The organism is Rathayibacter sp. AY1C9, assembly GCF_002932315.1.
Classification (GTDB): domain Bacteria; phylum Actinomycetota; class Actinomycetes; order Actinomycetales; family Microbacteriaceae; genus Rathayibacter.
This window is the reverse complement of the sequence record NZ_PSVZ01000023.1, coordinates 1-25,067: the sequence shown is the minus strand read 5'-3', so window position 1 is coordinate 25,067 and position 25,067 is coordinate 1. Positions and strand designations below refer to the sequence as shown.

Below are 25,067 nucleotides of genomic sequence, written 5' to 3'. Positions count from 1 at the left end.
TGGTCCGCGACCCCGACCCCGCAGGAGGCGCCGATGCCGCTCGATCCGTACCTCGCCGCCCGGCTGCCCCTCCTGGCCGGCCTCGCGTATCCGCTCGACGCCGAGCAGGCCGCCCGCATGGCCGCGTTCGAGGAGGATCCGGGGGCCTGGTCGCTGCCCGAGGGGATCGACGTCGTCACGGAGACCGCGTCCGGCCCGCACGGACCGGTCCCGCTGCGCGTGTACTCGCCCGCCGCGCCCGAGCGCGCTCTGCTCTGGGTGCACGGAGGAGGGTTCGCCGCCGGGAGCATCGACATGCGCGAGTCGCACGTCGTCGCGGCGGAGCTCGCCCACCGGGCGCGGGCCCGGGTCGTCTCCGTCGACTACCGGCTCGCCGGCCCCGACGTCCGCTACCCCGTCCCGCTCGACGACGTGCACGCCGCCTGGCGGCACCTCCGCAGCACGGAGTCCGGATCCACACCCGTCGCGATGGGCGGCGCGAGCGCGGGAGCGGCCCTGGCCCTCGGTTCGGTCCTCCGCGAGCGCGACGCCGGTGCGCGGCTGCCGGAGCACGTGCTCCTGGCCTACCCCTTCGCCCACTTCCCCAACCCCGCCGTCGACGACGCGATCGCGGCCGAGCTGCGCGAGCTGCCGCCGGTCCTCCGCTTCCCTCCGTCGAGCATCGAGGGCATGGTGCGCACCTACCTCGGGCGGATCTCCGACCTCCCCGTCGAGGCGCTGCCCGGCTCCGCGCCGCTGGCGGGTCTGCCTCCGGTCACGGTCCTCGTGAACGAGTACGACGAGCTGCGGGGGTCAGCGGAGCTGCTCCTGCGCCAGCTCGCGGAGGCGGGCGTCGCCGTGACCGGGCACCTGGCCGCCGGCATGCCCCACGGGCACCTCAATCGGACGCCGGCGCTGCCCGAGGTCGACCGCTCGCTGCATCTCTTCGCGGCTCAGCTGCGCGCGATGGGCTGAGGCGCCCGGCCTCGTCCCGTCCGCTCCGCCCCGCTCAGCTCAGGCGCGGTCCGCACCGTCCCGCTCAGGCGCGGTCGTGCAGGGTGACGTGGTAGCCGTCCGGGTCGGCGAAGGTGAAGGTGCGCCCGAACGGGCCGTCGATGGGAGCCGCGACGACGGGGTGCCCGTCGGCGACGAGCGCGTCGTGGATCTCCTGCACGCCGGTCGCGTGCAGCCAGATCGCGGCGCCCATACCGGGGCGGGAGGCGGAGTCGAGGTCGGTGCCGGGCGCGAGGTCGCGCAGGGCGAAGGCGATCGGAGTCGTCGCGAAGACGACGGCGTGCGGCGGGCCGGCGGGCGAGCGGACCAGGCCGAGGTACTGCTCGTAGAACGCCTGGGACGCCGCGAGGTCGCGGACCTGGAGTGAGACGAAGTCGGGGCCGGTGACGGGCATGGGGTTCCTCCTCGGTTGTGTCAGCTTTCTGACACATTGGAGCGTATGTCAGAATACTGACATGAGTCAAGACGGCATCGACCTCGAGACCTCGCTCGGCTACCTCCTCAAGGAGGCCTCGAGCGCCCTGCGCGCGGCGATGGAGGCGGTGCTCCGCCCGCTCGGGATGACGGTCACCCACTACTCCTGCCTCGAGCTCCTCGCCCAGCGGCCGGGCCTCTCGAACTCGGAGCTCGCGCGGGGCGCCTTCGTCACCCGGCAGTCGATGAACGTCCTGCTGCAGACTCTGGAGCGCGACGGCGTCGTCACCCGCCCCGACGCGGCTCCGGTCGGCAAGGCGCTCCCCGCCCGGCTCACCGAGCGCGGACGCCGCAGCCTCGCCGAGGCCTCCTCCGCCGTCCGCGGGGTGGAGCTGCGGATGCTGGAGGGGCTCGCGGAGGAGGAGCGGCAGGCGGCGGCGCGCCTGCTCCGCGGCATGATCCGGTCGCTGCGCGCGGACGACCGCACCTGAGGCCGCGCTGTTCCGCCGTCTGTAGGAACGGGCGCCGCGCGCTCGCCGGTACGGTCGCGCTCATGGCAGCAGGAGGAGCGGTGCGCCCGCTCGACGTCGGGATCGTCGGCGGCTCGATCGGCGGACTGTTCGCCGCGGCACTGCTCGTCCGCGACGGGCACCGCGTGACGGTCCTCGAGCGGTCGGCGACGGGCCTGTCGCGGGAGGCGCCGGGCTGGTGGCCCAGCAGGACCTGATCGACCTCCTGCACGCGATCGGCCGCGACGACGAGGCGCGGGTCGGCGTCGTCGCGCACGAGCGGATCACCCTCGACCGCTCCGGGCGCGTGATCGGCCGCGACCCCTCCCCGCAGACGCAGGTGTCGTGGGACCACCTCGACGACACGCTCCGCTCGCGGCTCCCCGCCGACCGCTACCTCCTCGGTCACGCCGTCGCCGGGGTGCGCCCCTCGACCGGGACGGACCCGGTCGTCGTCGAGCTGCGCGACGGGAGCGGCCTGGAGTTCGACGTCGTCATCGGAGCCGACGGCCTCGGATCCGTCATGCGCGCGGCGGTCGCGCCCGAGGCGCCGGGGAACCGCTACGCCGGCTACTCGACCTGGCGCGGGCTGATCCCGGAGTCGGCGCTCTCCGCCGAGGCCGCGGCGACTCTGCTCGGACGCTTCGCCTTCTACACCGCGCCCGGCGAGCACATGCTCGGCTACCTCGTCCCCGGACCAGCCGGCGAGGTGGAGCCCGGCCGACGGCGCTACAACTGGGTCTGGTACCGGCCCCTCTCCGAGGACGCCCTCCGCGGAGTGATGACGGCGTCCGGCCGTCCACCGGAGAGCGTGTCCCTCGCGCCCGGCGACCTCGCTCCCGATCTCCGCCGCCGGCTCGAGGAGGACGCGCTCGACCGCCTGCCGCCGGCCTTCGCGGCCGCCGTCCTGGCCGAGCCGCAGCCCTTCCTGCAGGCGATCGTCGACTACGTCCCGCCGCGGACGGTCCGCGGCCGGGTCGCCCTCCTCGGTGACGCCGCCGTGACGGTGCGGCCGCACACGGCCATGGGCGCGGCCAAGGCGGCGGGCGACGCGCTGGCCCTCGCCGGCTCCCTCGCGCGGCACCCGGTCGACGAGGCGCTCCAGCGCTACGAGGCCGAGCGGCTCCCCGTCGGCCGCGCCATCGCCGAGTACGGCAGGCGCGTGGGCCGCTCGATCCCGCTGCTGTCCGAGTGACCGCAGTACCGCGCTCCTGATCGATCCCGGACGTCCGCAGTGACCACCGCCTTCCCGGTGACGAGCCGCCACGGCGAAAGAGTGCGATCGAGAGCGAAGAAGAAGGTCTCCGCTGGAAGTCCTCAGGTGAGCCGAGGTCCGTGCCCGTCACGAGTTCATCCCCCGCCCCCGCCTGGCCGCTCCCCGCCGTCCGCCGCGCGTCCCTTGCTCCTCGACCGCGGAGACGGCACCCTCGGGTGACGGCCCACGGCGAAGGAGACGCATGGACGACGACGGACTCCTGGCTGCGCTGCTGCGGGGACGGCCGGCGACGCTGGCCGACGCGGCGGAGCTGACCCACATCGACGCGGCCGAGGTCGCCGCGGCGATCGAGCGGCTCCGCGGCCGGGGGCTCATGGGCGGCGAGGGCGAGCAGCTCGACTTCCCGGCGCCGATGGAGTGGGCGGCCGCGGCCATCGCCCGGCACACGGAGTCGGCGCGGCGGGCGGGCAGGGAGTCCCTGGACGGGATCGAGCGCGTCGTCGCGGGCCTGCCGATGCTGCTCGGCGCCTGGCGGGTCGGCGAGGACACGTCGGATCCCGTGCCGACCCTCCTCCGCCACGGGCCGCACGCCTCCGAGGACCTCTGGTTCGACCTGGTGCGCCGCGACTCCGGCTCGCTCGTGGCGGTGCTCCCGAACGTGGAGCGGTTCCTCGACCCGCCGACGGAGCGGGCGATCCGCTTCGGGCACGCGCTCGCGGCGAAGGACCGGGTGCGCGTCATCATGCCGGCCGCCGGCGCGCGCGACCCGCGGGTGCTCGCCCGGGTGGAGGCGTACCAGGCGGCGGGCGTCGAGTACCGGCTCCTCGAGAGCCCGCCGAGCTGGTTCTGGGTCGACGGCGACCACCTCGCCGTCCCGTTCGAGTGGGGCGAGACGAAGCCGACCAGTGTGCTCGGCGTGCGCCATGCGGCGCTGGCCGGTCTGGTCGAGTCGTACTTCGAGGTGCTGTGGCGGCAGGCCGCTCCGATCGGAGCCGTCGACCAGAGCTGGCTGCCGCTGCTCCGGCTGATGCGCCAGGGCGTCACGCTCGAGACCGCGTCGCACCGGCTCGGCATGAATCCGCGGACCGGCCGCCGCCGCGTGGCCGCCGCGATGGAGCACTACGGAGTGGCGACGCTCTTCGCGCTCGGCACGGCGTGGGCGGCGGACTCGCGCACCCGCGACGGCGACGCCGGTGCCGGAGAGCCGGTGCTCGATGATCCGGAGGCGCTCGAGCCGGGAGCGCTGGACGACGGTGAGATCGACCTCGCCGAGACGGTGCCGCGCGATTGAGCTCCCGCGGGACCGAGCCGTGCGGCCGACCCCTCGACGCCTTCGGGTGGCACTGAGGAGTCGGCCGATGCGCCCGCCCGGGCACCTCTCCAGTGTCGGGACGTGACCACGGCGGGGACAAGAGCCTGTAGCGGACACGTCCGCAAGAGGACACCGCACCCGGGAGCGGATCGTCGGCGCTGCCGCTCCGGGGTGGGCGCGTGCCAGGCTTGCCGCATGGATCTCGAGGTGCGGCCGGGGCTCGTCGTCCCCGCATCGGAGCTGCAGTGGCGGTTCTCGCGCTCCTCCGGGCCCGGCGGGCAGCACGTGAACACCTCCGACAGCCGCGTGCAGCTCACCTGGAGCGTCGAGGAGTCGACGGCACTCTCGGACGAGCAGCGCTCGCGCCTGCTCGAGCGCCTCGGGCGGCGGCTCGTCTCCGGAGCGGTCACTGTCACGGTGGCGCAGGAGCGCTCGCAGCTGCGCAACCGCGAGACGGCCTTCGAGCTGCTCCGCGGGATCATCACCGCGGCCCTCGCGCCTCCCTCCGCCCCGCGGCGCCCGACCCGGCCCACGCGCGGCTCCACCCGCCGCCGGCTCGCCGCGAAGCAGCAGCGCTCCGAGACGAAGCAGCAGCGCCGGCGGCCGCCCGGCGACTGAGCGGAGCCGGGGGTCCGTCCGGCGGGTGCGCCAGGCCGCGGTGCCCCGGTCGCGCCCGACCCGGCTCAGGGAGTGAAGAACGCCTCGATCGCCGCGGTCAGGGCGACCAGGTCGTCCACGTGGGCGAGCTCGCGCGCCGAGTGCATCGAGAGCAGCGGCACTCCCACGTCGACCGTGGAGATGCCGAGCCGGGTCGCGGTCAGCGGGCCGATCGTGGATCCGCACGGCACCGAGTTGTTCGAGACGAACTCCTGGTACCCGACCCCGGCGCGCTCGCAGACGCCCGCCCACATCGCCGCGCCGCGCGCATCCGTCGCGTAGCGCTGCGTCGCGTTGATCTTGAGCAGCGGCCCCTTCCCGGCGACCGGCTGGTTCGACGGGTCGTGCTTCTCGGAGTAGTTGGGGTGCACGGAGTGGCCGGCGTCGGCCGACAGGCACCAGGAGGCGGCGATCGCCCGGGCGCGCTCGTCGACGCCGGCGCCGAGGGCCGTGCCGATGCGCGAGAGGACGTCCTTGAGGAACGGCCCGCTCGCTCCGGACCGGCTCGCCGAGCCGAGCTCCTCGTGGTCGAAGGCGGCGAGCACGCTGATGTGCGCGGGCGGCGCCGCGGGATCGGCGCTCGCCGCGAGGAGCGCGACGAGGCCGGCGTGCACGGAGCTGAGGTCGTCCATCCGCCCGGCGGCGAGGAACATCTCGTCGAGCCCGAAGCGGCGCGGCGCCTGCGTGTCGGTGGTGAGCAGGTCGTAGCCGGCGATGTCGGAGGCGTCGTCGAGCCCGGCGTGCGCGGCGAGCAGCTGGAGCAGGTCGACCTCGGAGGCGTCGCCGATGCCGAACACGGGGACGGTGTGCTTCTGGCGGTCGAGGGTGAGGCCCTCGTTCGCCGTGCGGTCGAGGTGGATCGCGAGCTGCGGGATCCGCAGCAGCGGGCCGGTCCGGAGCAGGCGCGTCGAGCCGTCGCGGGTGACCACGCGCCCGGCCAGCTCGAGCTCGCGGTCGAGCCAGGAGTTGAGCAGCGGGCCGCCGTAGATCTCGACGCCGGCCTGCAGCCAGCCCTTCGAACCGATCGTCGGCCGGGGCTTGAGCATGAAGCCGGGGGAGTCGGTGTGGGCGCCCAGGATGCGGAAGGGCGTGGTCGCCCCGGAGCCCTCGGGCAGGTGCCAGGCGATGATCGCGCCGTCGCGGACGACGTAGTACCGGCCGGGCCCCGCGGGCCACGCCTGCGTCTCGTCCAGCCCCGTGAATCCGGCTCCCTCGAGGCGCCGTGCCGCCTCGGCGGCCGCGTGGTACGAGGAGGGGGAGGCGGTCAGGAACTCGGCGAAGTCGGCGATGTGGTCGTCACGCGTGGTCATCCCTCCAGTGAAGCACGCGGCGCGGCCGGGACGGGGAGGGTGCCGGGGGAGCCCCTGCGGCGGCCGTCACGGCCGGGCAGGGGCACCCCGGGGCGGAGGGTCAGCGCCGGGTCAGGTCGACGTCGGCCTCCGCGGCGATCGCCTTGATCAGCGCCGAGGCGTTCTCCCCGCCGAAGCCGGCGGCCATCGCCTCGTCGATGTAGTGGCGGGCCGTCGCGACGCCGGGGACGGGCGCACCGACGCTGTCCGCGTAGGTCTGGATCAGCCCCGCGTCCTTCTGCATCAGCGCGAGGGCGAAGGACGGCGAGTAGTCGCCGGCGACAGCCTGCTCGACCCGCTGCGGGCGTCGCACTTCCCCGTTCGAGTCCGCGACGGCCGAGGACGCGGTCATCACGGACGCGGAGTTCAAGTCAGTTGCCGCGGATCTGATGAACATCCGCAGCACGATCGGGTACGTCTCGAGCAACCTCAACCAGCTCGCCCCTCGGTGGCGCCAGCGGGCGAGGGCTGATGCGCAGAAGTTGTGCGCGGGAAGAGGTGCTGAACCGCTCGTCGCCGCGTGAGGAGGGGGCGACGAGCGGTTCAGCGCTGGTCTTTCGGGTGTCGTTAGCGCACGACTCCGTCGATCTCGAAGCTGTCGAAGCTGCCGGCGAGGTACGGGTCGGGGAACTGTGACTTGCCGAGGAAGTTGCCGCTGGTGCGGCCTAGGTCCTTCGGAGCGAGCGGCATGGCGGTGTTCTGCCCGACCTGCACTCCGTTGGCGAAGATCGTTCCCGTCGTCGTGCCGTTCGTATTCGCCTTGAAGGTCACCTTGATGTCGGTCCACTGCCCAGCGGGCATCGTGAAGTTCGTCGAGATCCGTGTCTCCGCTCCATTACCGGAGGTCGTGAGGGCGAGCCCTAGCTTCCCGTCAGTCGACTTCGGCGTGAGGAACACGTACTTCTGGGTGCTGCTGCCGAAGTCGAACAGCCGGCTGAAGGTGGAGATCGAATCGACCTTCACCCTCATCGAGATGGTCAGGTCCTTCGAGCGTGACAGGATGTCCGACGGCAGCTGGGCGAAGGCCCCGTCGCTTCCGTTCAGCCGCAGCACGCTCGCCGTGCCGTCGGTGGCGGTTGCCGCCGTCCCCTTGAGCGCGAGCGCGTTGCCGTTGCCGGAGGCGTCGGGGACGGTGCCGTTCGACGATGAGTCGAAGGTGTAGGTCACCCAGTCGGCCGGGAGCGGCTGCAGGGCTTGAACGGTCACGGACACCGTGTCGGTGGTCGCAAGGACGCCGTCGCTTGCCCGGAGTGCGAACACGTAGCTGCCGGCGGTACTCACCGACGCAGACGTGCGGCGAGCAGTCGGCGACGCGAAGGTCGCGGTGGCACCGGCAGGAGCAGACTGCACGCTCCACTGCGTCGTCAGGGTTCCGTTCGGCGAGCCGAGTCCGTCGTCGGAGGCGGATCCGCTGAGCTGGATCGGATCGAGTCCGAGGGACAGCCCGGCCTGGTCGGGTCCGGCGTTGACGGTCGGCGCCGCATTCGCGCCCGGGGCGGTCGAGACCAGGTGGACGATGTACGTGCTGCCGGCGGGCGCATCGAACGGGACGCGGACCGGCGCGGGAAGCGTTCCCGCGAGAGAGGCGGGCCGGTAGACGTTGACGGTGCGCTGGCGCACGCCGTTCACGATGACCGCGTAGCTGCCCTGCGCGAGGCCGCTGACCTCAGCGATGCCGGAGTGTGCGGTGCCGGTGCGGTTGAGCATGTCCAGGCGCAGGTCGGCGCTGTTCGAGCCGACGATCGCCTGCGAGTAGGCGTCGTTCTCGAGGTCGACCGACAGCTGCTGGGTCACCAGGTTGAGGCGGCGCTGCAGGCCGTCCTTCGGGATGACGGTGGTGGAGTAGGCGTCCCGCGAGACGTCCGCTCCGTATCCGACGACTCCGAAGATCGGGTCATCGGTGACGACGTCGGCGCTGAGGGTCTGCAGGGTGCCCCACAGTCCGAGATCGCTCTCGCCGGTCATGCCCCGCCAGCCGTTGTTCAGCTTGACGTTCGCGCCTCCGCCGACCCCGAGGGTGCCGAGGTTGCCGCGCTCGGCCTGGTACGACCACGATGCGGCTCCGATGTTGGCCGGCGCGTTGCTGATCTGGCCGGAGTTGATGGTCGCGAGTCCTGCGACCTTGCCGGCGTAGTTCAGGCGCTGCAGCTCGGCGCGGCGCGCGGCGGTGATGGCCGTGGTTCCGGTCTCGAGTGCTGCGGTGTGGTTGATGTAGTCGTCCATCGTGTAGCCGGCGAGGGAGGCGCTGTACTGGAACTGCCACCAGTTCTCGCCCGTGATGGTGGTGGGGTCGGAGTACCAGTACCAGACGGGCATGCGTCCGCGGGCGGCCTCCGTCTTGGCGACGATGTCGCGCATGACGCGCAGGGCGTTCGTCTTGTCGTCGTTCACATTGAGCTTGGCGAGGGTGTAGACCGCCTCCTCCCCCGTGTTGTCGTAGCTGTACTCGGAGCCGTAGGGGTAGGCGTTGGAGGAGAAGTTGGCGTACTTGATCGCCATCTTCGCTTCGATGTCGTTGGCCTGCGTGTCCAGTCCCTCGGCGCGCAATGCGGCGATGAGATCGGGTGTCGAGAGCTCACCCATGAGTCCGGTCTCCCAGTTGTAGGCGACGGGTCCCTCGTAGAGCTCCTTGAAGATCCCGTAGGCCGTCGTCAGGTACCACTGAGCGGGGTGGGCGTAGGCGATCGCGGAGGGGTTCTGCTTGGCGATGTTGTACATGCCGAAGAACGTGTTGTAGACGTGCGGGTAGGCGTAGCCGCGGTAGCCGGGCGTGGTGTTCAGGCTGCCGGGCTTCCCCTGCTCCCAGAAGTCGTAGACGGTGTACTTCGGCGCGGCGCTGGGCGACGTGTTCCCCATCAGGTTCTCCCAGACGGCCTTCTGGAGGTAGTCGTCGAGGGCCTTGATCTGGGTGGCGTCGGGCAGGGCGACGAGCTTCTCCGCAAGGAACTGGCCGTGCGGGAGTCCCCAGTCGTCGCCGAGCCCGTAGTAGCCGGCGTACTCGTTGCGGCGGCACTGAGGGGCGTTCGTCGTGGTGGCGAGGCTGCCGTCGGGGGCGTTCATCATCCAGTCGTCGAAGGTGTAGTTGCGGATGTCGCTCGCGGAGAGTCCGTCGGACGGCTTCCACTGGGTCTTCTCGACCATGAACTTCGCATGCGTGTCGAGGAGTCCCGCGACACTGTCGATCACGGAGAACTGGAGGACGGACTGCCGCGCGGCGCCGGTCTGGTCCGTGTACGAGACGGTGACGTCGTTGGCGCCCAGCTGCGTGCGGTCGAAGGTCATCCCGTAGATCCGGTAGTCGCCGTTGCTCCGGGAGAACGTCACGACGGGGTTCGTGGGCGCTGACCCCTTGAGGTCGTTGCGGTTGCGCGCGGTGACTGACGTGATGGTGCCCTTGATCCGGAACGCCATCTCTACGCGCCGGTCGATGGGCACGATGAGTCCGGGGACGACCGTGGTGTCGAGCAGCCCTCGATCGAACATCGTCTGCTTGAGTGCTGCGTCGTCATCGACCTTGCCGATGCGATAGGTGTAGCTCTTCGTCGCGCCCGGCGCGATGGCGACACTGGTGGAGCTGAGGTAGCCGCGGTTGGTCTTCTGGATCGCGGTGGAGTGCGGGTAGTAGATGTTGAGGCCCTTGATGTTCGAGCTCTCGTTCGCCGAGTTCCAGGCCCAGGAGGTGTTGCCGACTTCCTCGGTGCGCCAGCGGTCCTGGTACTCGAAGCCGGAGCCGGATGCGGTGTCGGCGGTCATGGCGATGAACGGGCCCTGGCCGCTGGGACGCTCGAGAGTGACGTAGGAGCCGTTCTTACCCACGTAGGAGTGTGTGAGGACCCGGGTCTCGTAGATCGAGTCGCCCTGCCTCCATAGCTCGTTGCCGGGAACGGGGACACCCCAGTCGCCGATGACGAGCTGCGTGGCCGCGGTGTTCTTGACGTCCTGCTTCCAGACCAGGGAGCCGTCGGAGGCGAGAGAGTACGTCTCGGTGACGGTGAAGCCCTTCACGCCTTCCGCGTTGGTGGAGTTCTGGTGGGTGACCGTCACACTGCTCGACGTCGCCGAGACGGTGCGGCCGTCGGCCGACTGGGAGGTCCACGCGGTCTTCCAGGGGTTCGCGCCGACACCGGTGGTCGACACTGCTCCCGTGCCGTTCGCGTAGGAGAACATCAGGTTCCCGAACCACTGGCGGTACTTGCTGTTCGTCTCGCGGGCCTGCTCCGGAGCGCTGTCCGGGTTCATCAGGTATTCGGTGTCGTGTAGGTCGCCGACGATCTTGAGCGACTGCATCGACCCGTCCGCGGCGAAGCTCGCGCGGATCTTGTCGGAGGCGAGCGTGTAGGGGTAGCTGGTGGCGGCGTCGGCGGTCTGGCCGACCACCACCGATCCTGCTGCGGCGATGACGCCGATCGTGAGTGCCGCGAGCAGCCGAGAGGCTCTGCGTGAGAGGAGGGACATGTCCTGCCTTCTTCGTCGAAGTGCGGATGCGGTGACCGGCGGCCGCCGCAGAGGAGCGAGGATCCGCCCGGCGGTGGGAGCTCGCCCGGGAATCAGGAGTGGTTCACGGGAAGCCAGATGCGCATCGACACGGGACCTCGGGATCCCCACGACCGGTACGGGGTGAGCGCCACGGTCAACGGCCGTCGGTGCGGGGTTCGAGGGATTCTGGAGAAGGGCCATTCGTGCTCGTCGCGTTCGGCGACGCTGCCGGCGAGCGTCACACGCCCCTCTCGTGCGATCGGGACCGCTCCGGCGTCCAGGGCGATGTCGTCGACGTGGGCGCCGGCGGGGAGGTCGACGGACTCGAGGCAGAGGATGTCCGGTCCGTGCTGGACGGCGACGGTGCCGCGGGTGGCATCGATCCTCTCGTCGGGCTGCACGAGGACGGGTTCGAAGGGGAGGTCGAGTTCGATCCGGTCGCCGACGCGGAAACGCCGTTCGAGGTGGAGCGTGCCGTGGAACGGTCCGGTCGGCGTCTCGGCAGCATCCCCGTCGGCGGAGACGACGACGACGTCCGCGTTCGTCGCCCAGGTCGGGATCCGCAGCGTCAGAGTCCACGGCTCGACGGGTGTGCGCGTGATGGTCACGGCGACTCGCCCCCGCTCCGGCAGGTCGCTGGAGACCTCCATCGAGACGTCTCCCTGGAGGAGAGCGGCGGAGATCGTGGCGGACGCGTACTGGTGCAGCTGCACACCCTTCGCATCGGTGGTGGCGAGGTAGCCGGACAGCGAGGCGAAGGTGCGGGCGAGGTTGTTGGGGCAGCAGGCGACGTCGAACCACGCCGCCCGCTGACTGGAGTCCGCGCGCTTGGACTGCTCCTCCGGGGAGGACGCGACGCCCGGCTCGCGCCGGTGGAGGGTGTTCGCGTAGAAGAAGGAGCGGCCGTCCTCGGACACGGCGGTGGCGATGATGTTGTGCAGAGTGCGTTCGATCAGGTCCGCGTAGCGCGGGCGGCCGGTGGCGAGCAGCAACCTCCACGAGAGCATGATCGAGCCCACGCCGGCGCAGGTCTCGCAGTACGCGCGGTCGTTGGGTAGCTCGAAGTCGGCGCCGAACGCCTCGTCCTGGTGATGCGAGCCCATTCCACCGGTGATGTAGGTCCGGCGTGCGACTGTGGCCTCCCACTGCCGCTCGACGATCGCGAGCAGCTCGGCGTCATCAGTGTCCACGGCGACGTCGACCACCGCGGACGTGAGGTAGAGGGCGCGCACCGCGTGTCCGCGGAGGACCTTGGCCTCGCGGATCGGGACGTCGTCCTGGAAGTAGGCGCGACCGAACTCGACGTCTTCCAGGCTCTGGTGACCGCGGCGGTCCAAGAACACGCGGGCTTGCTCGAGGTAGCGCTCCTCCCCCGTGGCGCGGGCGAACTCCGTGAGCGCGACCTCGATCTCCGGATGTCCGCAGACCGTCTGGCGGCCGTCCGCCCCGAACTCCGAGCAGATGTGGTCGGCGAGACGGCGCGCGGCCTGCGTGAACCCGTCCTCACCGTGGGTGCGCAGTCGCGCGACCGCGGCCTGGAGGAGGTGTCCGGCGTTGTACAGCTCATGGCCCCACTCGAGGTCGCTGTAACGCTCAGCCTGACCGTGCCGGCCGAAGCGGGTGCCGAGATAGCCGTCGCTCTCCTGCGCACTGACGATGCGGGCGGTGAGAGCGCGGATGATCGATTCGGTCTCCGGGTCCTCACGTCCGGCGGTGTGCCAGCAGAGCCCTTCGAGGGTCTTGTAGACCTCGGAGTCGGCGAACTCGCGTCCGCGACGGCCTTCGGCGAGTCCGCCCCCGACGGCGAGCTCGAAATTGCGCAGCCATCCGGCGCGCTCCAGCCAGCCGAGGTTGTGCTCGAAGGTGGCGGTCGCGTTGACGGCGACCCGACGTCCCCAGAACCCCTCCGGGTCCAGCTGGACCCGGTCGATGGCGAGGGGTGTCAGGGTCCCGGCGGCCGGGTCAACGGGCAGGGCTGGGGAGAAGGTCATGACGGGATCTTTCACGAGTGGCGCGGGACGAGAGGAAGGACGACTGCTACTTGACGCTGCCGACGGCGAGGCCCTCACGCAGCAGCCGGAACGACAGCACGTAGACGGCCAGCAGCGGCAGCGAGGAGATGACCGCGAGAGCCATCAGCCCGGGCCAGTCGATCCCGTACCCCGACGTCTGCTGCGCGATGAGAGCGCTGATCGGGTAGTTGACCGGAGAGGGGAAGAGGTTGATCGCGAAGAGGAACTCACCCCAGGCGACGAGGAAGATCAGCGAGCCGACCGTCGCCATGCCGTTTCGAACGATCGGGACGACGACGGCGAAGAAGGTGCGCAGCCGACCGGCCCCGTCGATGGAGGCGGCCTCTTCGATGGCGTCGGGCACCGCGGCGAAGAACGGTCGCAGCAGCAGCACGGCCCACGGCAGCAACATCGCCGTATCGGCGAGGACGAGACCGGCGGTGGTGTCCAGAAGACCGAGCCTGCTGAAGATCGCGAACAGAGGGATGATGCTCGCCGTCTGCGGCACCATCTGCAGGAAGATCAGCAGCCCGAGGACGAGACCGGCGACGACGCCGTCGACGCGGCGCAGCGCGTAGGCGAACGGGACGCCGAGCGCGAGCACCAGTGCAGTGGTCCCGAGGGCGATCTGCGCCGACTGGGCGAGCGCCGTCGCGAGGGCGGGGTTCGCGAGCGCCTCCGCATAGGCGTCGAAGGAGGGCGCCGAGAGGATCGCTCCGCCGACGACGTCGCCCTGGCGCTTGAGGGAGGTGAGCACGATCCAGACAAGGGGCAGCCCGTACAGGACGTAGAGCACCACGCGTACGGTGAAGGCGACCGGCTCCCGGGTGCGGGACGGTCGCGCGACGCGGGTCTCAGCGCCGCCTCGCAGGCGGGTCAGGGGGGCGGTGAGGGTGCTCATCAGGACTCGCTCCTGGTCGATCGGACGTAGACGACGGCGAGGACCGCCACGATAGCGAGGGCGATGATGCCCGTCGCGGAACCAAGTCCGTAGTCGTGCTGGACGAAGGCCTGGGAGTAGCTGAGGTAGGGCAGCGTGGACGTCGCGTCTCCGGGGCCGCCGGCGGTCATCACGTAGATGAAGTCGAAGCTGCGGAAGGCGTAGACGACGGTCAGGATCGCCAGGATGACGGCGGTCGGCCGCGCCGCGGGGATGAGGATGCTCCGGATCTCCTGCCAGCGGCTCGCGCCGTCGACCGAGGCCGCCTCGAGGATCTCGGGGTCGATGCCCAGCAGAGCCGACCGGAAGACCAGCGCATTGAAGGGGATGACGGCCCAGGCGTTCACAATCGCGACCGAGAGCAGCGCGAACCTCGCGTCGTAGAGGAAGGGGACGCCCTCCGCCGAGAGGCCGGTCGCCCGCACGAGCGTGTTGACCAGACCCTGATCGGCGAGGAGGAACTTCCAGATGCTGCCGTTCACCACGGGCGGCATGGCCCAGATGAACACCATCATCCCGAGGAGGAAGGCACTGCCCAGTCGGGAGGACCGGAGGGCGATCGCCGCTCCGAGTCCTCCGACGACCCCGACGACCGTGACCAGGACCACGAAGGCCCCGGTGCGCAGCGTGGCGCCGCCGAGGTCGGAGCCCTCGAGCAGCGCGAGGAAGTTCTGGACGCCGACGAACGGCCAGTCCCCGTTGAGGGTTCCGGAGCTGACCTCGCTGACGCTCATCCTCATCAGCAGGTAGATGGGGTAGAGCGACAGCGCCGCGAGCAGCACTCCTCCCGGTGCGGCGAAGCCCAGTCGGCCGCCGCCGACGCCGGATCGTCTCCGGGTCGTGGTCGAGGTGCTGCTCACGGTCGCTCCATTCTCTCGTCGGGGTCTGCTACTGCTGGAGCAGCGGCGTCAGGGTCGTCATCAGGTCGCTCGAGAGCTGCTCGGGGGTCCCGCTGCCGGCGACCGCCGCGCTCCAGGACTCACCGACGGTCTGCAGCACCTTCGCGACGTTCTCGGACGGGATCGCCGGGTCAGGCGAGGTGTGGCCGTCGTCCTGGAGGATCGCCGCGAACTGGGAAAGGATCGGGTCGCTGCCGACCTTGTCGTCGGCAGCTGCATCGGCACGGGCGGGGATCGAGCCGAAGGCGTCGAGCAGCGTCAGCTGCCCCTGCTTCGAGAAGAACTCCTGCTCGAGGTACTCCTGCGCGAGCGCCTTGTTCTCGGAGAAGGCGCCCACGTTCTGCACCTCACCGCCGAGGTAGACCGAGCCGCCCTCACCGACGGGGATCGGCACGACCCCGTACTCGAACGCGGCGTCCTTCTCGGCCGAGGTGATCTGCCAGTTGCCGTTGACGGCGAAGGCCGTGTTCCCCGCGGCGAACTGCTGGAAAGGGACCGTCTGGTCCCACGTCGCCGCCTCCTTGGTCAGGTAGCCCTTCGCGGTCCAGTCCTGCACCATCGCGAACGCGTCCTGCAGAGGCTGCTGCTCGGGTGCGGCGTAGTCCCACCCGGCACGCGAGAGCCACGGGAACGCCTGCCACTCGCCCTCGGAGTTCGCCTTGCCGGTCAGCGTGATGCCGTCCTTGCCGGCGGCCGTGGCCGAGGCGAGATCCGCCTCGAGCTCCTCGAACGTGGTGGGAGCCTCGACACCCAGCTCGGTGAGGATGTCCTGGTTGTACCAGAGGCCGATCAGGTTCACGAAGCCCTGCACGCCCATGACGTCGTCGCCGACCTTCTGCACGACGGCGTCGGGGAACTGCCCGGCGTCGGCGTACTGGTCCCACCACTCGTTCATCGGCTCGATGGCCTTCGCCTCGGTGAGGGTGAAGGTATCGGCGGCGTTGTAGACGACCACATCGGGGCCGGTGCCCGTTCCCGCGGCCTGCACGAGCTTGTTCGTCAGCTGGTCGAACGGAACGTAGACGTTCTCGACCGCGACCCCCTCGTGCGTCGATTCGAAGTCCGACGCGAGCTCCTCGAGTCCGGCGGTCTGGCCGTCGACGGAGTAGTAGTGCCAGACGGTCAAGGTGTCGCCGCCGTTCCCGGCCGAGGCGCCTCCCGCGGACGACGGCGTGCAGCCGCTGAGAAGAAGGGCCGCAGTCGCGGCTGTGACCGCTGCGACGATGCTGATCCGGGTGCTGTGACGCCTCACGACGTGCCTCGCTTTCACTGTCTTCATTGACTCGGCCACCTGGTGCAGGCATTTCATCGATGAAATCGAGGACCGCTGTCGGCGATAGTAGAGCCGCCGGGCCGACCCCGTCAACATTCGACACCATCCCTTTTGGATCGCGGTGTGCTGGTCGAGGCGTGCATACTGTGCGCACCAGTTCATCGATGAAACGGAATGGCCATGACCTCGCACCCCGTCCACCGAGCGCACGGCATCGTGCACCCCGCCTTCACGGTCGGGACGATCGATCCGCGGCTCTTCGGATCGTTCGTGGAGCACCTGGGCCGAGGCGTGTACGGCGGCCTGCTCGATCCTTCGCACGAGAGTGCCGACGCCGACGGATTCCGCACCGACGTCCTCGCGCTCGTCGAGGAGCTCGGGGTCACGACCGTCCGCTACCCGGGCGGTAACTTCGTCTCGGCGTACGACTGGCGCGACGGCATCGGTCCGGTCGAGGACCGTCCCGTCCGGCTCGATCCTGCCTGGCACACCGTCGAGCCGAACCGCTTCGGGGTCGACGAGTTCGTCCGCTGGTGCCGGGCGGCACGCGTCGAGCCGATGATGGCGCTGAACCTCGGGACCGACGGAATCCGCTCGGCCCTGCACCTGCTGGAGTACGCGAACCACCCCGGCGGCACCACTCTCTCGGACGAGCGGCGCGCGAACGGCGCCGACGAGGCGCACGGCATCCGTCTCTGGTGCATCGGCAACGAGATGGACGGGCCGTGGCAGATCGGCCACCTGAGCGCCGACGAGTACGGGCGTCTCGCCGCCCGCACCGCCGCCGCCATGCGCGCACTCGACCCCTGCCTCGAACTGATCGTCTGCGGCAGCTCGAACGACCGGATGGCCACCTTCGGAGCCTGGGAGCAGGAGGTACTGCTGCACACGATCGAGCACGTCGACTTCGTGTCCTGCCACCAGTACTTCCGCTACGACGGCGACCTGGCCGCGTTCCTCGCCTCCGGCGTCGCGATGGACCGCTTCATCACCGCCATCGCCGACACGATCGGACAGGTGCGCGCACAGACGCGATCAGAGCGTCCGATCGCCATCTCCTTCGACGAGTGGAACGTGTGGGACTTCGTCGCCCACGACGAGCGCGTCGCCGGAGGGCTCGAATGGGAGGAGGCGCCCCGACTCCTCGAGGACCGCTACACGGCAGCGGACGCCGTCGTCGTGGGCGACATGCTCATCAGCATGATCAACAGAGCCGACATCGTCCGTGCAGCGAGCATGGCTCAGCTGGTGAACGTCATCGGTCCGATCATGACCGAACCGGACGGCCCCGCCTGGCGGCAGAGCACCTTCTGGCCGTTCGCCCAGGCACGGCGTTCCGCCGGCGCGACCGCGCTCCGGACCGTCGTCGAGGCGGACAGCACGGGAGGGGGCGAGGACTCCGCTCCCGTCCTCGCCTTCGCCGCAGCGGCACACGCCGACGGCTCCCTCGACCTGATGATCGTCAACCGCGCGACCGACGGCGTCACGGAGACCACGGTCGACCTCACCGCGTTCCCCGCCCTCACCGTGACGGAGGCGCTGATCCTCCGACACGAGGACCCGTTCGCGACGAACTCGGCGGAGCTCCCCGACACCGTCACTCCGCGACTCCTCGCCGTTGCGCTGTCCGACGGCGTCCTCTCGTTCCGGATCCCCGCCATCGCCTGGGTGACCGTGCGCCTCTCGCCGACCGTCGACCTGGGATGATCGGGGAACGCTCATGGGAGGAATAATGCCGATGCCGCGATCGCGAACCCGCCCGGTGACCATGGCCGATGTCGGCGCTGCTGCAGGCGTCACCGCTCGCACGGTCTCCAACGTGCTCAGCGGCAACGCCAACGTCAGACCCGAGACCCGCGATCTCGTCCTCAAGGCAGTCCGCGATCTCGGATACCAACTCAACGTCTCCGCGCGCGGACTGCGCACCGGCCAGACCGGGCTCATCACCCTCGCGATCCCGGATCTCGCGATCGAGTACTTCGGCCAGCTCGCGACGGTCATCATGTCGGAGGCCGAGCGGCACGGCTGGACCGTGATCATCCAGCAGACCGGAGCGCGCCGAGACGCCGAGATCGCCGTCCTCTCCGGCTCCAGCCGCCAGCTGTCGGACGGACTGATCTTCCAGCCTCACGCACTCGGCCCCGGAGACGAGAAAGTACTCGTCGGGGACCGCCCACTCGTTCTCCTGGGCGACAGGATCTTCGACGGCCCGGTCGATCACGTGACCATGGCGAACACAGCCGCCGCGGCCACCGCCACGCAGTACCTGATCGACCGCCAACACCGGCGCATTGCCGCGATCGGCAGCAACCCCGCCGGCGGATCCGTCAGCGCCGCAGCACTCCGCTTGGACGGATACCGCGGTGCCCTCGAGGCGAACGCGATCCCGTTCGACCCCGCCCTCGTCGCGGTCGCCACCGAGTGGCACCACGCCGACGGCGCCGTCGCGATGACGCAGCTGCTCGACTCCCGCGTCCCTCTGGACGCCGTCTTCTGCTTCAACGACACCCTGGCCTTCGGGGCACTGCACGCGCTGCACGTTCGCGGCATCCGCGTACCGGAGGACATCGCGGTCGTCGGCTTCGACAACGTCACCGCCGCCGCCTACGCGATACCCGCCCTCACCACGATCGATCCCGGCAGCCGCCAGATCGCCAAGACGGCCGTCGACCTCCTCGCTCAGCGCATCCGGAACGGCCCTCCGGCGCACCCGAGCGAGATCGTCGTCGAGCACTCGCTCATCTCCCGCCGCAGCGCGTAGCACAAGCACATTCGTCAGCGACGAGCCGGTCCGCGCCCGAGAACACGTCTGGCTTTGATCGCTGCGACTTTCTCCTTCGTGCCCTCGTACCAGGGCACGGTGCGCAGCAGCGCGGCCCTCGATCCGGTGGAGAGCATTACGGCGCGGCCGCGGGGCATCGCTCCGAGCTCGTCCACGGTCAGGATCCGTTCGCGCTTCAAGGCGGTCGAGGTTGAGCGGACGCCCTTGTTGTAGCTGGCGGAGGTCGTTTCGCGGTCGTAGTCACTGACGAGCTCGGAGACGTTCTGCAGGAAGTCGTTCTCCTTGACGCTGCCGAGGTAGAGGAACGCGTTCGACGCGCTCCACAGCTTCAACATGCCCTCCTTTCCCCGTGCCGCTCATCCAGGCGTCGATCCTCCCGCCCGACGGCAAGCGCGCCTAGCCGCGAAGCCCGCGTCTCTGCGGGACGGAGGCGCCTTCGTTTCCACGGCGGGACGGCGCTCGTCGCTCCTGTGGTGGAAGCGCGCCCGTCACTCCTGCGTGCCCGTCACTCCTGCGTGCCCGTCACTCCTGCGCGGCCGCCGCGAGGGCACGGTCGAGCCAGTCCGCGAGCAGCAGGCGCTCCGCGGGCGTGAGGCCGGCGAGCTCCGGTGCGAGGGCCCGGACGCCGACGAGGGCGGTGAGCCGCCCGCCGTCGCCGGGGGAGGGCGGGTCGGTGAGGATCCCCGCGAGCACGCTGTCGAGCGCGGCGTCGGCGAGACCGGGGTCGCGGTCGGCGGCGGGGGTGGAGAGCAGGGTGGTGACCACGCCGGTGCCCGCCGCCTGGATGAGGCCGACGGCGCGCTCCTCCGGCACTCGGAGGCGGCCCTCGGCGGCCACGCGCTGCACGCGGGCGGCGAGGACCCGCCGCCCGGAGAGGGCGGCCGGTGATCCGGAGGCGCGGCCCGGATCGCTGAGGAGGCGGAAGAGCGCGGGGTTGGCGAGGCCGAACTCCACCTGCGCGGCCCAGCCCGCGCGCAGGTCCTCGACCGGGTCGACGCCGCCGGCGACGGCCGCTTCGACCGTCCGCGCCTTGGAGTCGACCCAGCTGGCCAGCACGTGCTCCGCGACCGCCTCGAGCAGGCCGTCCTTGTCGCCGAAGAGGCGGTAGATCGCCGGAGCCTGCAGTCCGGCCGCCTGGGCGACCGCTCGCGTGGTGACGGCGGCGGGGCCCTCATCGCGGAGGAGGCCGGCGGCCGCCTCGACGATGCGCAGGCGCGTGTCGGTCGGAGGAGTGGGGCTGGTCACGTATCGACGGTAGCGCACGGTTGCTATCAAGGGAATTCCGTGGTTATCTTCGTCGTGGTATCGCTGACACCCCTCATCGGAAGGCTCTCCCCATGATCATCGTGACCGGTGCCACCGGCGCTCTGAACGGCGCCACCGTCGACCACCTCCTCGACTCCGTCCCCGCCTCCGGGATCGCCGTCGTCGCCCGCGACGCCTCGAAGGCCGCCCGCTTCGCGGAGCGCGGAGTGGAGGTGCGCGTCGGCGACTACGCCGACCCCGCCTCCCTCCCGGGCGCCTTCGACGGAGCGGATCAGCTGCTCCTCGTCTCCTCGAGCGATCCGCGGGCCGACGCCGTCGCCCTGCACCGCACCGCCGTCGAGGCGGCCGTCGCGGCCGGAGTCGGACGGGTCCTCTACACGAGTCACCAGGGCGCCGCCGCCGACACCCCCTTCGGCCCGGGCCGGGACCACGCGGCGACCGAGCGCCTGCTCGCCGAGTCCGGACTCGCCTGGACGTCGCTCCGCAACGGCTTCTACGCGCACAGCCTGGGTCTGTTCCTCGGACCGTGGCGGGAGACCGGCGTGATCGAGGTCCCCTCGGACGGTCGCGTCTCGTGGACGGCCCGCGAGGACGAGTCGGAGGCGGCCGCCCGGCTCCTCCTCTCGGGGAGCCCGCAGGACGGGCCGATCATGCTGACCGCGACGGAGGCTCCGACGTTCGAGGAGATCGCCGGGATCGCGGCCGAGGTCGGCGGGCGGCCCGTCGAGCTGCGCGTCCTCGGCGACGACGAGTGGGTCGCCGCGCGCGTCGCGGCGGGTCAGTCCGAGTTCCTCGTGCGCTTCACCCTCGGGATGCACCGGGCGGCCGAGCGCGGCTTCTTCGCGGGCACCGGCCCCGAGCTCGGGCGCCTCCTCGGACGCGAGCCGCGCAGCGTCCGCGACCTGCTCGAAGCCGGACCGGCAGCCGTCACCGGATGACGCCGGGCGGGCCGCCCCGGGCCCGCCCGCGTGACGAGGCGCCGCGCCGTCCGTCGAAGCGCGGCCGAGGCGGCGGCGTCTCGGCGTCAGGGCGGTTTCCCGGCTCCCCCCGCACGACGACGGGAGCCCGCCGCACCGGTGAGGTGCGACGGGCTCCCGAGGAGTGCCGTGCGTCAGCCGCAGCTGCGCGCGCTGTAGGGCGCGGTGGCCGTGGCCGTGACGGTCTTGCCGCCGACCGTGGCCGTGCCGGTGACCGTCGCCTCGCCCGCGGCGAGCTGCGTCGAGCGCACCGTGAACGCGGCGGAGCCGGAGGCGCCCGGCTTCACGCCGGCGATCGTCTTCACGCCCTCCGGGGTGCTGATCGAGACGTCCATCGGCACCGTGTCTCCGTTCTTGCCGACGACCGTCAGCACGACCTTGCCGGCGACGCAGCGCGACGTGGCGGTCGCGCTCACCTTCAGCGAGGACTGCACGGTGACCGTGACCTGCGCCGGCATGCGCGACGCGTCCTGCGCGACGCCCGAGACCGTGAAGGTCCCGGCCGTGGCGTAGGCGGCGGGCGCGACGGCGTCCCAGGCCACGTCGACCGTGCTGGTGGTGCCGGCGGCGGTCGTGATCGTGGCGCGGGGCAGGACCGGCGCGGTGCCGGCCGTGGTCGTCGCGGTCAGCGGAGCGACCGAGGCGACGGCCAGGCCGGGGGCGTAGCCCTCGAGCACCTTCTGGTACTCGGAGCGCGTCACCGGGATGACCGTGCCGTGGCGCGGCTTGCCGCCGTCGGCGTTCTGCGGCAGGCCCGTGCGGAGCTTCGCTCCGAGCGGCTGCCAGGAGTCGCCGTTCGCGAGGTCGTCGGTGCCGAACGGGATGTAGTGGTTCGGCCCGTCGTGGTAGTTCGGCTGGTCGATGAAGAGGAACCAGTCGAGGCCGTTCACGTCGCCCTCGTTGGCGGGGAAGACGTTGGGGCCCTCACCGCTGGTGAAGGTCTTGCCGGGCTCGCCGTTGGGCAGGCCCGAGGCCACCTTCTCCTTGACCAGCGACCACTCGTCCGCCGGTCCGCCGGTGCCGGGCAGCGAGCCCGAGACGGTGGCCAGCAGGTCGGTGCTCTTCTCCTCGCGGAGGGTCATCGACGCCTCGTCCTTGGTGAAGCGGTAGTAGGTGTCGCCGTCCTTCGCGACCGTCGAGTCGATGGTGCCCTTGCCGGCGCCGCGCTTGACGTCGATCCACGGCTTCGCCTCCGAGAAGGAGGTGAAGTCCTCGGTCGTCGCGTACATCATCTGGTTGTAGGTGACGGAGGCGCGATCGGCCGTGTTCGTGGTCGGGTACATGTTCGAGGCCCAGAAGACGACGTAGGTCTGGAGCTCGTCGTCCCAGTACGCCTCGGGGGCCCAGGTGTTGCCGGCGAAGTCGGTGGAGACCTTGACGTGGCGCTGGGCGGACCAGTTCACCAGGTCGGTCGACTCCCAGACCTCGATGTACTTCGAGCCCGACTTCTGCGCGGTGTCGAAGCCGCCGGGGAGCCCGTCGATCTTCAGGTCGGTGGCGAGCATGAAGAACTTGTCGCCCTCGTGCGAGCGGATGATGAACGGGTCGCGCAGGCCCATCGTCCCCAGGTTCGAGGTGAAGACCGGCTTGCCGCCGTTCAGCGTGTTCCAGCTCAGCGCGTCGTTGCCCTTCGAGGCGGCGAGGCTGATGCGCTCGGCGCCGTCGCCCTCTCCGGTGAAGAACGCCCAGACGTACGCCTCGGTGTCGTCGGTGCCGGCGGGGAGCGGCTGCACCCGGAGGGTGAAGTCGCGGGTCCGGGTGGTGGATCCGCTGGTCGCGGTCGCGCGGACGACCACGTCGATCGCGGGGCTCCCGGTCGCGGGGCGGTCGACGTCGATGGTGCGGGTGCCGGCGGCGCTGCCGTCGCGGACGGTCGCTCCGCTCGGGCTGACGACGCTCCAGGCGATGCTCGAGCCGAGCGTGCCGGTGGTGGGCACCGAGACGTTCGTCCGGATGTCGCCGACGTTCGGGATGGCGATCGCGGCGAGGTCGCGCTGGACCTTCGTCGCGTCGTCCAGCTGCGCGGCGACGCGCACCGCGTAGTCGACCGAGCGGGTCTCGGTGCCGACCCTGTAGGTGGCGGTGAGGGTGGCGGTGGCGTCCGGCTGCCCCGCGGCGGGGCGCGTGACGGTCGCGGTGCCGCCGGTGATGGCCACGGCCGCGCTGTTCGACGTCCAGGTGATGCCGACGCCGCTGGCGGTGGTGGGCACCGTGAAGCCGGCGGTCGCCTCCGTGGGCACCGTGACCGACGCGACGGCGCGGTCGAGGGCCTGCGAGGAGTAGAGCGCCTGCACGGAGCTGCTGCTGAGGGCGCTGTCGTAGACGGCGAAGTCGTCCATCTCGCCGTTCCAGCCCGGGTCGTTGTAGGTCGAGCGCGCGATGTACGCGACGAGCGACGGGCCGAACGAGGAGACGTCGCGGGCGATCGTGCTCTGCGAGATCTGCGCGCCGTTGACGTACACGGTGAGCTTGCCGGTCGAGCCGTCGATGACGGTCGTGTAGAGCGAGAGGCCCGAGGGGGTGCGCGCGCCGACGGTCGGGGTGCCCGTCGCTCCGGCTCCGACCTCGGTGTTGTAGGGAGCGCCCGCGTTGACCGAGTTGGTGACGACCGACTTGGTGTAGCCGGAGAGGTTGCTCGGGTTGAGCAGCCAGTAGCCGGAGGAGAACGAGGCGCCGGAGGCGACGGGCGCTCCGACGAACGCGGCGGCGACGTTGCCGGTCCCGCCCTTGTGGGCGAGCCAGGTCGAGAAGGTCAGGTCCTTCTTGCCGACGAGGCCGGCGGTGGGGATCTCGAGGTAGGGAGCGGCCGCGGCGGATCCGCCGGGGAGGCTGATGAGCCCGTTGCGGAACTGGGCCCCGGAGCCGCGCAGCGTCGCGCTGTAGCCGTTGCCGCTGGTGTCGGCGACCGTGGTGCCGGTGGGGGCGGTGTCGAACGTGTAGTGGAGGAGCGGGGTCTCGGTGGCTCCGAAGGCGGAGCTGGGGACCGTGGCGCCGAGCAGCGCCGTGGCGGCGACGGTCGCGACCGCCAGAGCGGTCCTCACCGCCGATCGTGATCGTCTCATGCAGATAGGCCCTCGTGATCGGGTGCGGCGTCGAGGCACGATCCGCAGGGCCGCGGAGGTGTGCGTCTTCGCACGGGATGTGAAAGTGAACATCCTAGATCGCGGTACCGGATCCTGACCAGACCCCGGGAGAGGTCTGCGGGCTCGTGCAGAACGCCCGCCGAGAGCGCGATCCCTGGCCCGCCGACGCACAGGCCCTCCTCTCCGCCGACGTTCTGCAGGAGCCGGCCGGGTGGCACGATGTCCGCATGGCCTCCGACCGCCCCGTCCTGCTCGTCGTCGACGTCGCCGACGGCGGCCGCGAGGATCCCGAGTTCGAGATCGAGCTGCAGCTGCTGACCGCGAGCGTCGTCTCGGCCGCCACCGCCGCGGGCTTCGTGGTCGACCGCGTCCCGGCCGAGCAGGCTGGCGCCGCCGAGCTCGAGCGCCGGCTCGCCGCCGCCGACGCCGTCGTGGTCACAGGGGGCGAGGACGTCGACCCGTCCCTCTACGGCGGCCGGCCCGACGACCCGCACCGCGGCCAGTCCTTCCCCGCCGCCGACCGCGCGCAGATCGCGCTCGTCCGCCGTGCCGTCGAGACGCGGACCCCGCTGGTCGGGATCTGCCGCGGGATGCAGCTGGTCAACGTCGCTCTCGGCGGCGACCTCGTGCAGCACCTGCCCGGCGCGGGTCACGTCGGCCGGTCGGTCCCCGGCGAGCACCTGTCGGGGATGGTCGACCACCGCGTGGCGCTCGAGCCGGGCAGCGCCCTCGCTCGCATCCTCGGCGCCGCCGAGCTCGACGTCCGCAGCTCCCACCACCAGGCCGTCGACCGTCCCGGCGAGGGCCTCGTCGTGGTCGGCCGCGCCGACGACGGCACCGTCGAGGCCCTTGAGCACGAGTCCGCGCCGCTCTGGTGCGTGCAGTGGCACCCGGAGGACGCGGGCTCGC

General features: G+C 71.2%; 21 protein-coding genes. 10 read left to right on the top strand and 11 right to left on the bottom strand.

All coding sequences use genetic code 11. The features are described 5' to 3' along the window. Positions 1–33: 33 nt before the first annotated feature. Positions 34–954 (top strand): alpha/beta hydrolase fold domain-containing protein, encoded by a 921-nt coding sequence (locus tag C5D09_RS13950; RefSeq protein WP_104269568.1) that lies wholly within the window; start codon positions 34–36, stop codon positions 952–954. A gap of 64 nt (positions 955–1,018) precedes the next feature. Here C5D09_RS13950 and C5D09_RS13945 read toward each other — a convergent pair whose 3' ends face one another. Further along, the gene (locus C5D09_RS13945) at positions 1,019–1,387 is read right to left on the bottom strand and encodes a VOC family protein (RefSeq protein ID WP_104269567.1); all 369 of its coding nucleotides are present in this window, start codon (positions 1,385–1,387) and stop codon (positions 1,019–1,021) included. Positions 1,388–1,448: 61 nt separating this feature from the next. Here C5D09_RS13945 and C5D09_RS13940 point away from each other — a divergent pair, with 61 nt between their 5' ends. From C5D09_RS13940 to arfB, 5 genes are all read left to right on the top strand, one after another. Then, positions 1,449–1,898: a MarR family winged helix-turn-helix transcriptional regulator gene (locus C5D09_RS13940; RefSeq protein ID WP_104269566.1), complete on the top strand. Its 450-nt coding sequence runs from the start codon at positions 1,449–1,451 to the stop codon at positions 1,896–1,898. Positions 1,899–1,960: 62 nt separating this feature from the next. Next, entirely contained in the window at positions 1,961–2,134 is a 174-nt protein-coding gene (locus C5D09_RS17730) for an NAD(P)-binding protein (protein ID WP_219813077.1), read from the top strand. Further along, complete coding sequence (locus C5D09_RS13935) at positions 2,116–3,111, top strand: FAD-dependent monooxygenase (protein ID WP_219813076.1); 996 nt, start codon at positions 2,116–2,118, stop codon at positions 3,109–3,111. Before C5D09_RS17730 ends, C5D09_RS13935 begins: the two co-directional genes overlap by 19 nt. Positions 3,112–3,373: 262 nt before the next feature. Then, positions 3,374–4,423: a hypothetical protein gene (locus C5D09_RS13930; RefSeq protein ID WP_104269565.1), complete on the top strand. Its 1,050-nt coding sequence runs from the start codon at positions 3,374–3,376 to the stop codon at positions 4,421–4,423. Positions 4,424–4,639: 216 nt separating this feature from the next. Further along, on the top strand, positions 4,640–5,062 hold the full coding sequence (gene arfB / locus C5D09_RS13925; protein WP_104269564.1) for an alternative ribosome rescue aminoacyl-tRNA hydrolase ArfB: 423 nt from the start codon (positions 4,640–4,642) through the stop codon (positions 5,060–5,062). 65 nt (positions 5,063–5,127) lie between these two features. Here arfB and C5D09_RS13920 read toward each other — a convergent pair whose 3' ends face one another. From C5D09_RS13920 to C5D09_RS13890, 7 genes are all read right to left on the bottom strand, one after another. Further along, on the bottom strand, positions 5,128–6,411 hold the full coding sequence (locus tag C5D09_RS13920; RefSeq protein ID WP_104269563.1) for a M18 family aminopeptidase: 1,284 nt from the start codon (positions 6,409–6,411) through the stop codon (positions 5,128–5,130). A 100-nt stretch (positions 6,412–6,511) separates the two neighbouring features. Continuing rightward, positions 6,512–6,847 (bottom strand): NAD-binding protein, encoded by a 336-nt coding sequence (locus C5D09_RS13915; RefSeq protein ID WP_146084462.1) that lies wholly within the window; start codon positions 6,845–6,847, stop codon positions 6,512–6,514. A gap of 170 nt (positions 6,848–7,017) precedes the next feature. Continuing rightward, positions 7,018–10,905 carry a DUF5695 domain-containing protein gene (locus tag C5D09_RS13910; protein ID WP_104269561.1) on the bottom strand — a complete coding sequence of 1,296 codons (3,888 nt, stop codon included), beginning with the start codon at positions 10,903–10,905 and terminating at the stop codon, positions 7,018–7,020. 92 nt (positions 10,906–10,997) lie between these two features. Continuing rightward, positions 10,998–12,917, bottom strand: a complete 1,920-nt coding sequence (locus tag C5D09_RS13905) for a glycoside hydrolase family 127 protein (protein ID WP_104225865.1) — start codon at positions 12,915–12,917, stop codon at positions 10,998–11,000. A 46-nt stretch (positions 12,918–12,963) separates the two neighbouring features. Further along, entirely contained in the window at positions 12,964–13,839 is an 876-nt protein-coding gene (locus C5D09_RS13900; protein ID WP_104269560.1) for a carbohydrate ABC transporter permease, read from the bottom strand. Beyond that, positions 13,839–14,738, bottom strand: a complete 900-nt coding sequence (locus tag C5D09_RS13895) for a carbohydrate ABC transporter permease (protein ID WP_104269559.1) — start codon at positions 14,736–14,738, stop codon at positions 13,839–13,841. Before C5D09_RS13895 ends, C5D09_RS13900 begins: the two co-directional genes overlap by 1 nt. A gap of 28 nt (positions 14,739–14,766) precedes the next feature. Then, positions 14,767–16,029 carry an extracellular solute-binding protein gene (locus C5D09_RS13890; protein WP_181027149.1) on the bottom strand — a complete coding sequence of 421 codons (1,263 nt, stop codon included), beginning with the start codon at positions 16,027–16,029 and terminating at the stop codon, positions 14,767–14,769. A gap of 201 nt (positions 16,030–16,230) precedes the next feature. Between C5D09_RS13890 and C5D09_RS13885 the strand changes: the two genes are divergently transcribed. Together C5D09_RS13885 and C5D09_RS13880 are read left to right on the top strand one after the other, a co-directional pair. Then, positions 16,231–17,757 (top strand): alpha-N-arabinofuranosidase, encoded by a 1,527-nt coding sequence (locus C5D09_RS13885; RefSeq protein WP_104247258.1) that lies wholly within the window; start codon positions 16,231–16,233, stop codon positions 17,755–17,757. Positions 17,758–17,788: 31 nt separating this feature from the next. After that, positions 17,789–18,811: a LacI family DNA-binding transcriptional regulator gene (locus C5D09_RS13880; protein WP_104224058.1), complete on the top strand. Its 1,023-nt coding sequence runs from the start codon at positions 17,789–17,791 to the stop codon at positions 18,809–18,811. 14 nt (positions 18,812–18,825) lie between these two features. Here C5D09_RS13880 and C5D09_RS13875 read toward each other — a convergent pair whose 3' ends face one another. Further along, on the bottom strand, positions 18,826–19,167 hold the full coding sequence (locus C5D09_RS13875; RefSeq protein ID WP_104247249.1) for a TraM recognition domain-containing protein: 342 nt from the start codon (positions 19,165–19,167) through the stop codon (positions 18,826–18,828). Between the two features lie 187 nt (positions 19,168–19,354). Beyond that, positions 19,355–20,077 (bottom strand): TetR/AcrR family transcriptional regulator, encoded by a 723-nt coding sequence (locus tag C5D09_RS13870; protein ID WP_104266500.1) that lies wholly within the window; start codon positions 20,075–20,077, stop codon positions 19,355–19,357. A 92-nt stretch (positions 20,078–20,169) separates the two neighbouring features. Here C5D09_RS13870 and C5D09_RS13865 point away from each other — a divergent pair, with 92 nt between their 5' ends. Then, positions 20,170–21,036: an NAD(P)H-binding protein gene (locus tag C5D09_RS13865; protein WP_104269557.1), complete on the top strand. Its 867-nt coding sequence runs from the start codon at positions 20,170–20,172 to the stop codon at positions 21,034–21,036. A 173-nt stretch (positions 21,037–21,209) separates the two neighbouring features. Here C5D09_RS13865 and C5D09_RS13860 read toward each other — a convergent pair whose 3' ends face one another. After that, positions 21,210–24,116: an immunoglobulin-like domain-containing protein gene (locus C5D09_RS13860; protein ID WP_181135054.1), complete on the bottom strand. Its 2,907-nt coding sequence runs from the start codon at positions 24,114–24,116 to the stop codon at positions 21,210–21,212. Positions 24,117–24,385: 269 nt separating this feature from the next. Here C5D09_RS13860 and C5D09_RS13855 point away from each other — a divergent pair. Then, on the top strand, positions 24,386–25,067 hold a 682-nt coding region (locus tag C5D09_RS13855), incomplete at its 3' end, for a gamma-glutamyl-gamma-aminobutyrate hydrolase family protein (RefSeq protein WP_146085642.1).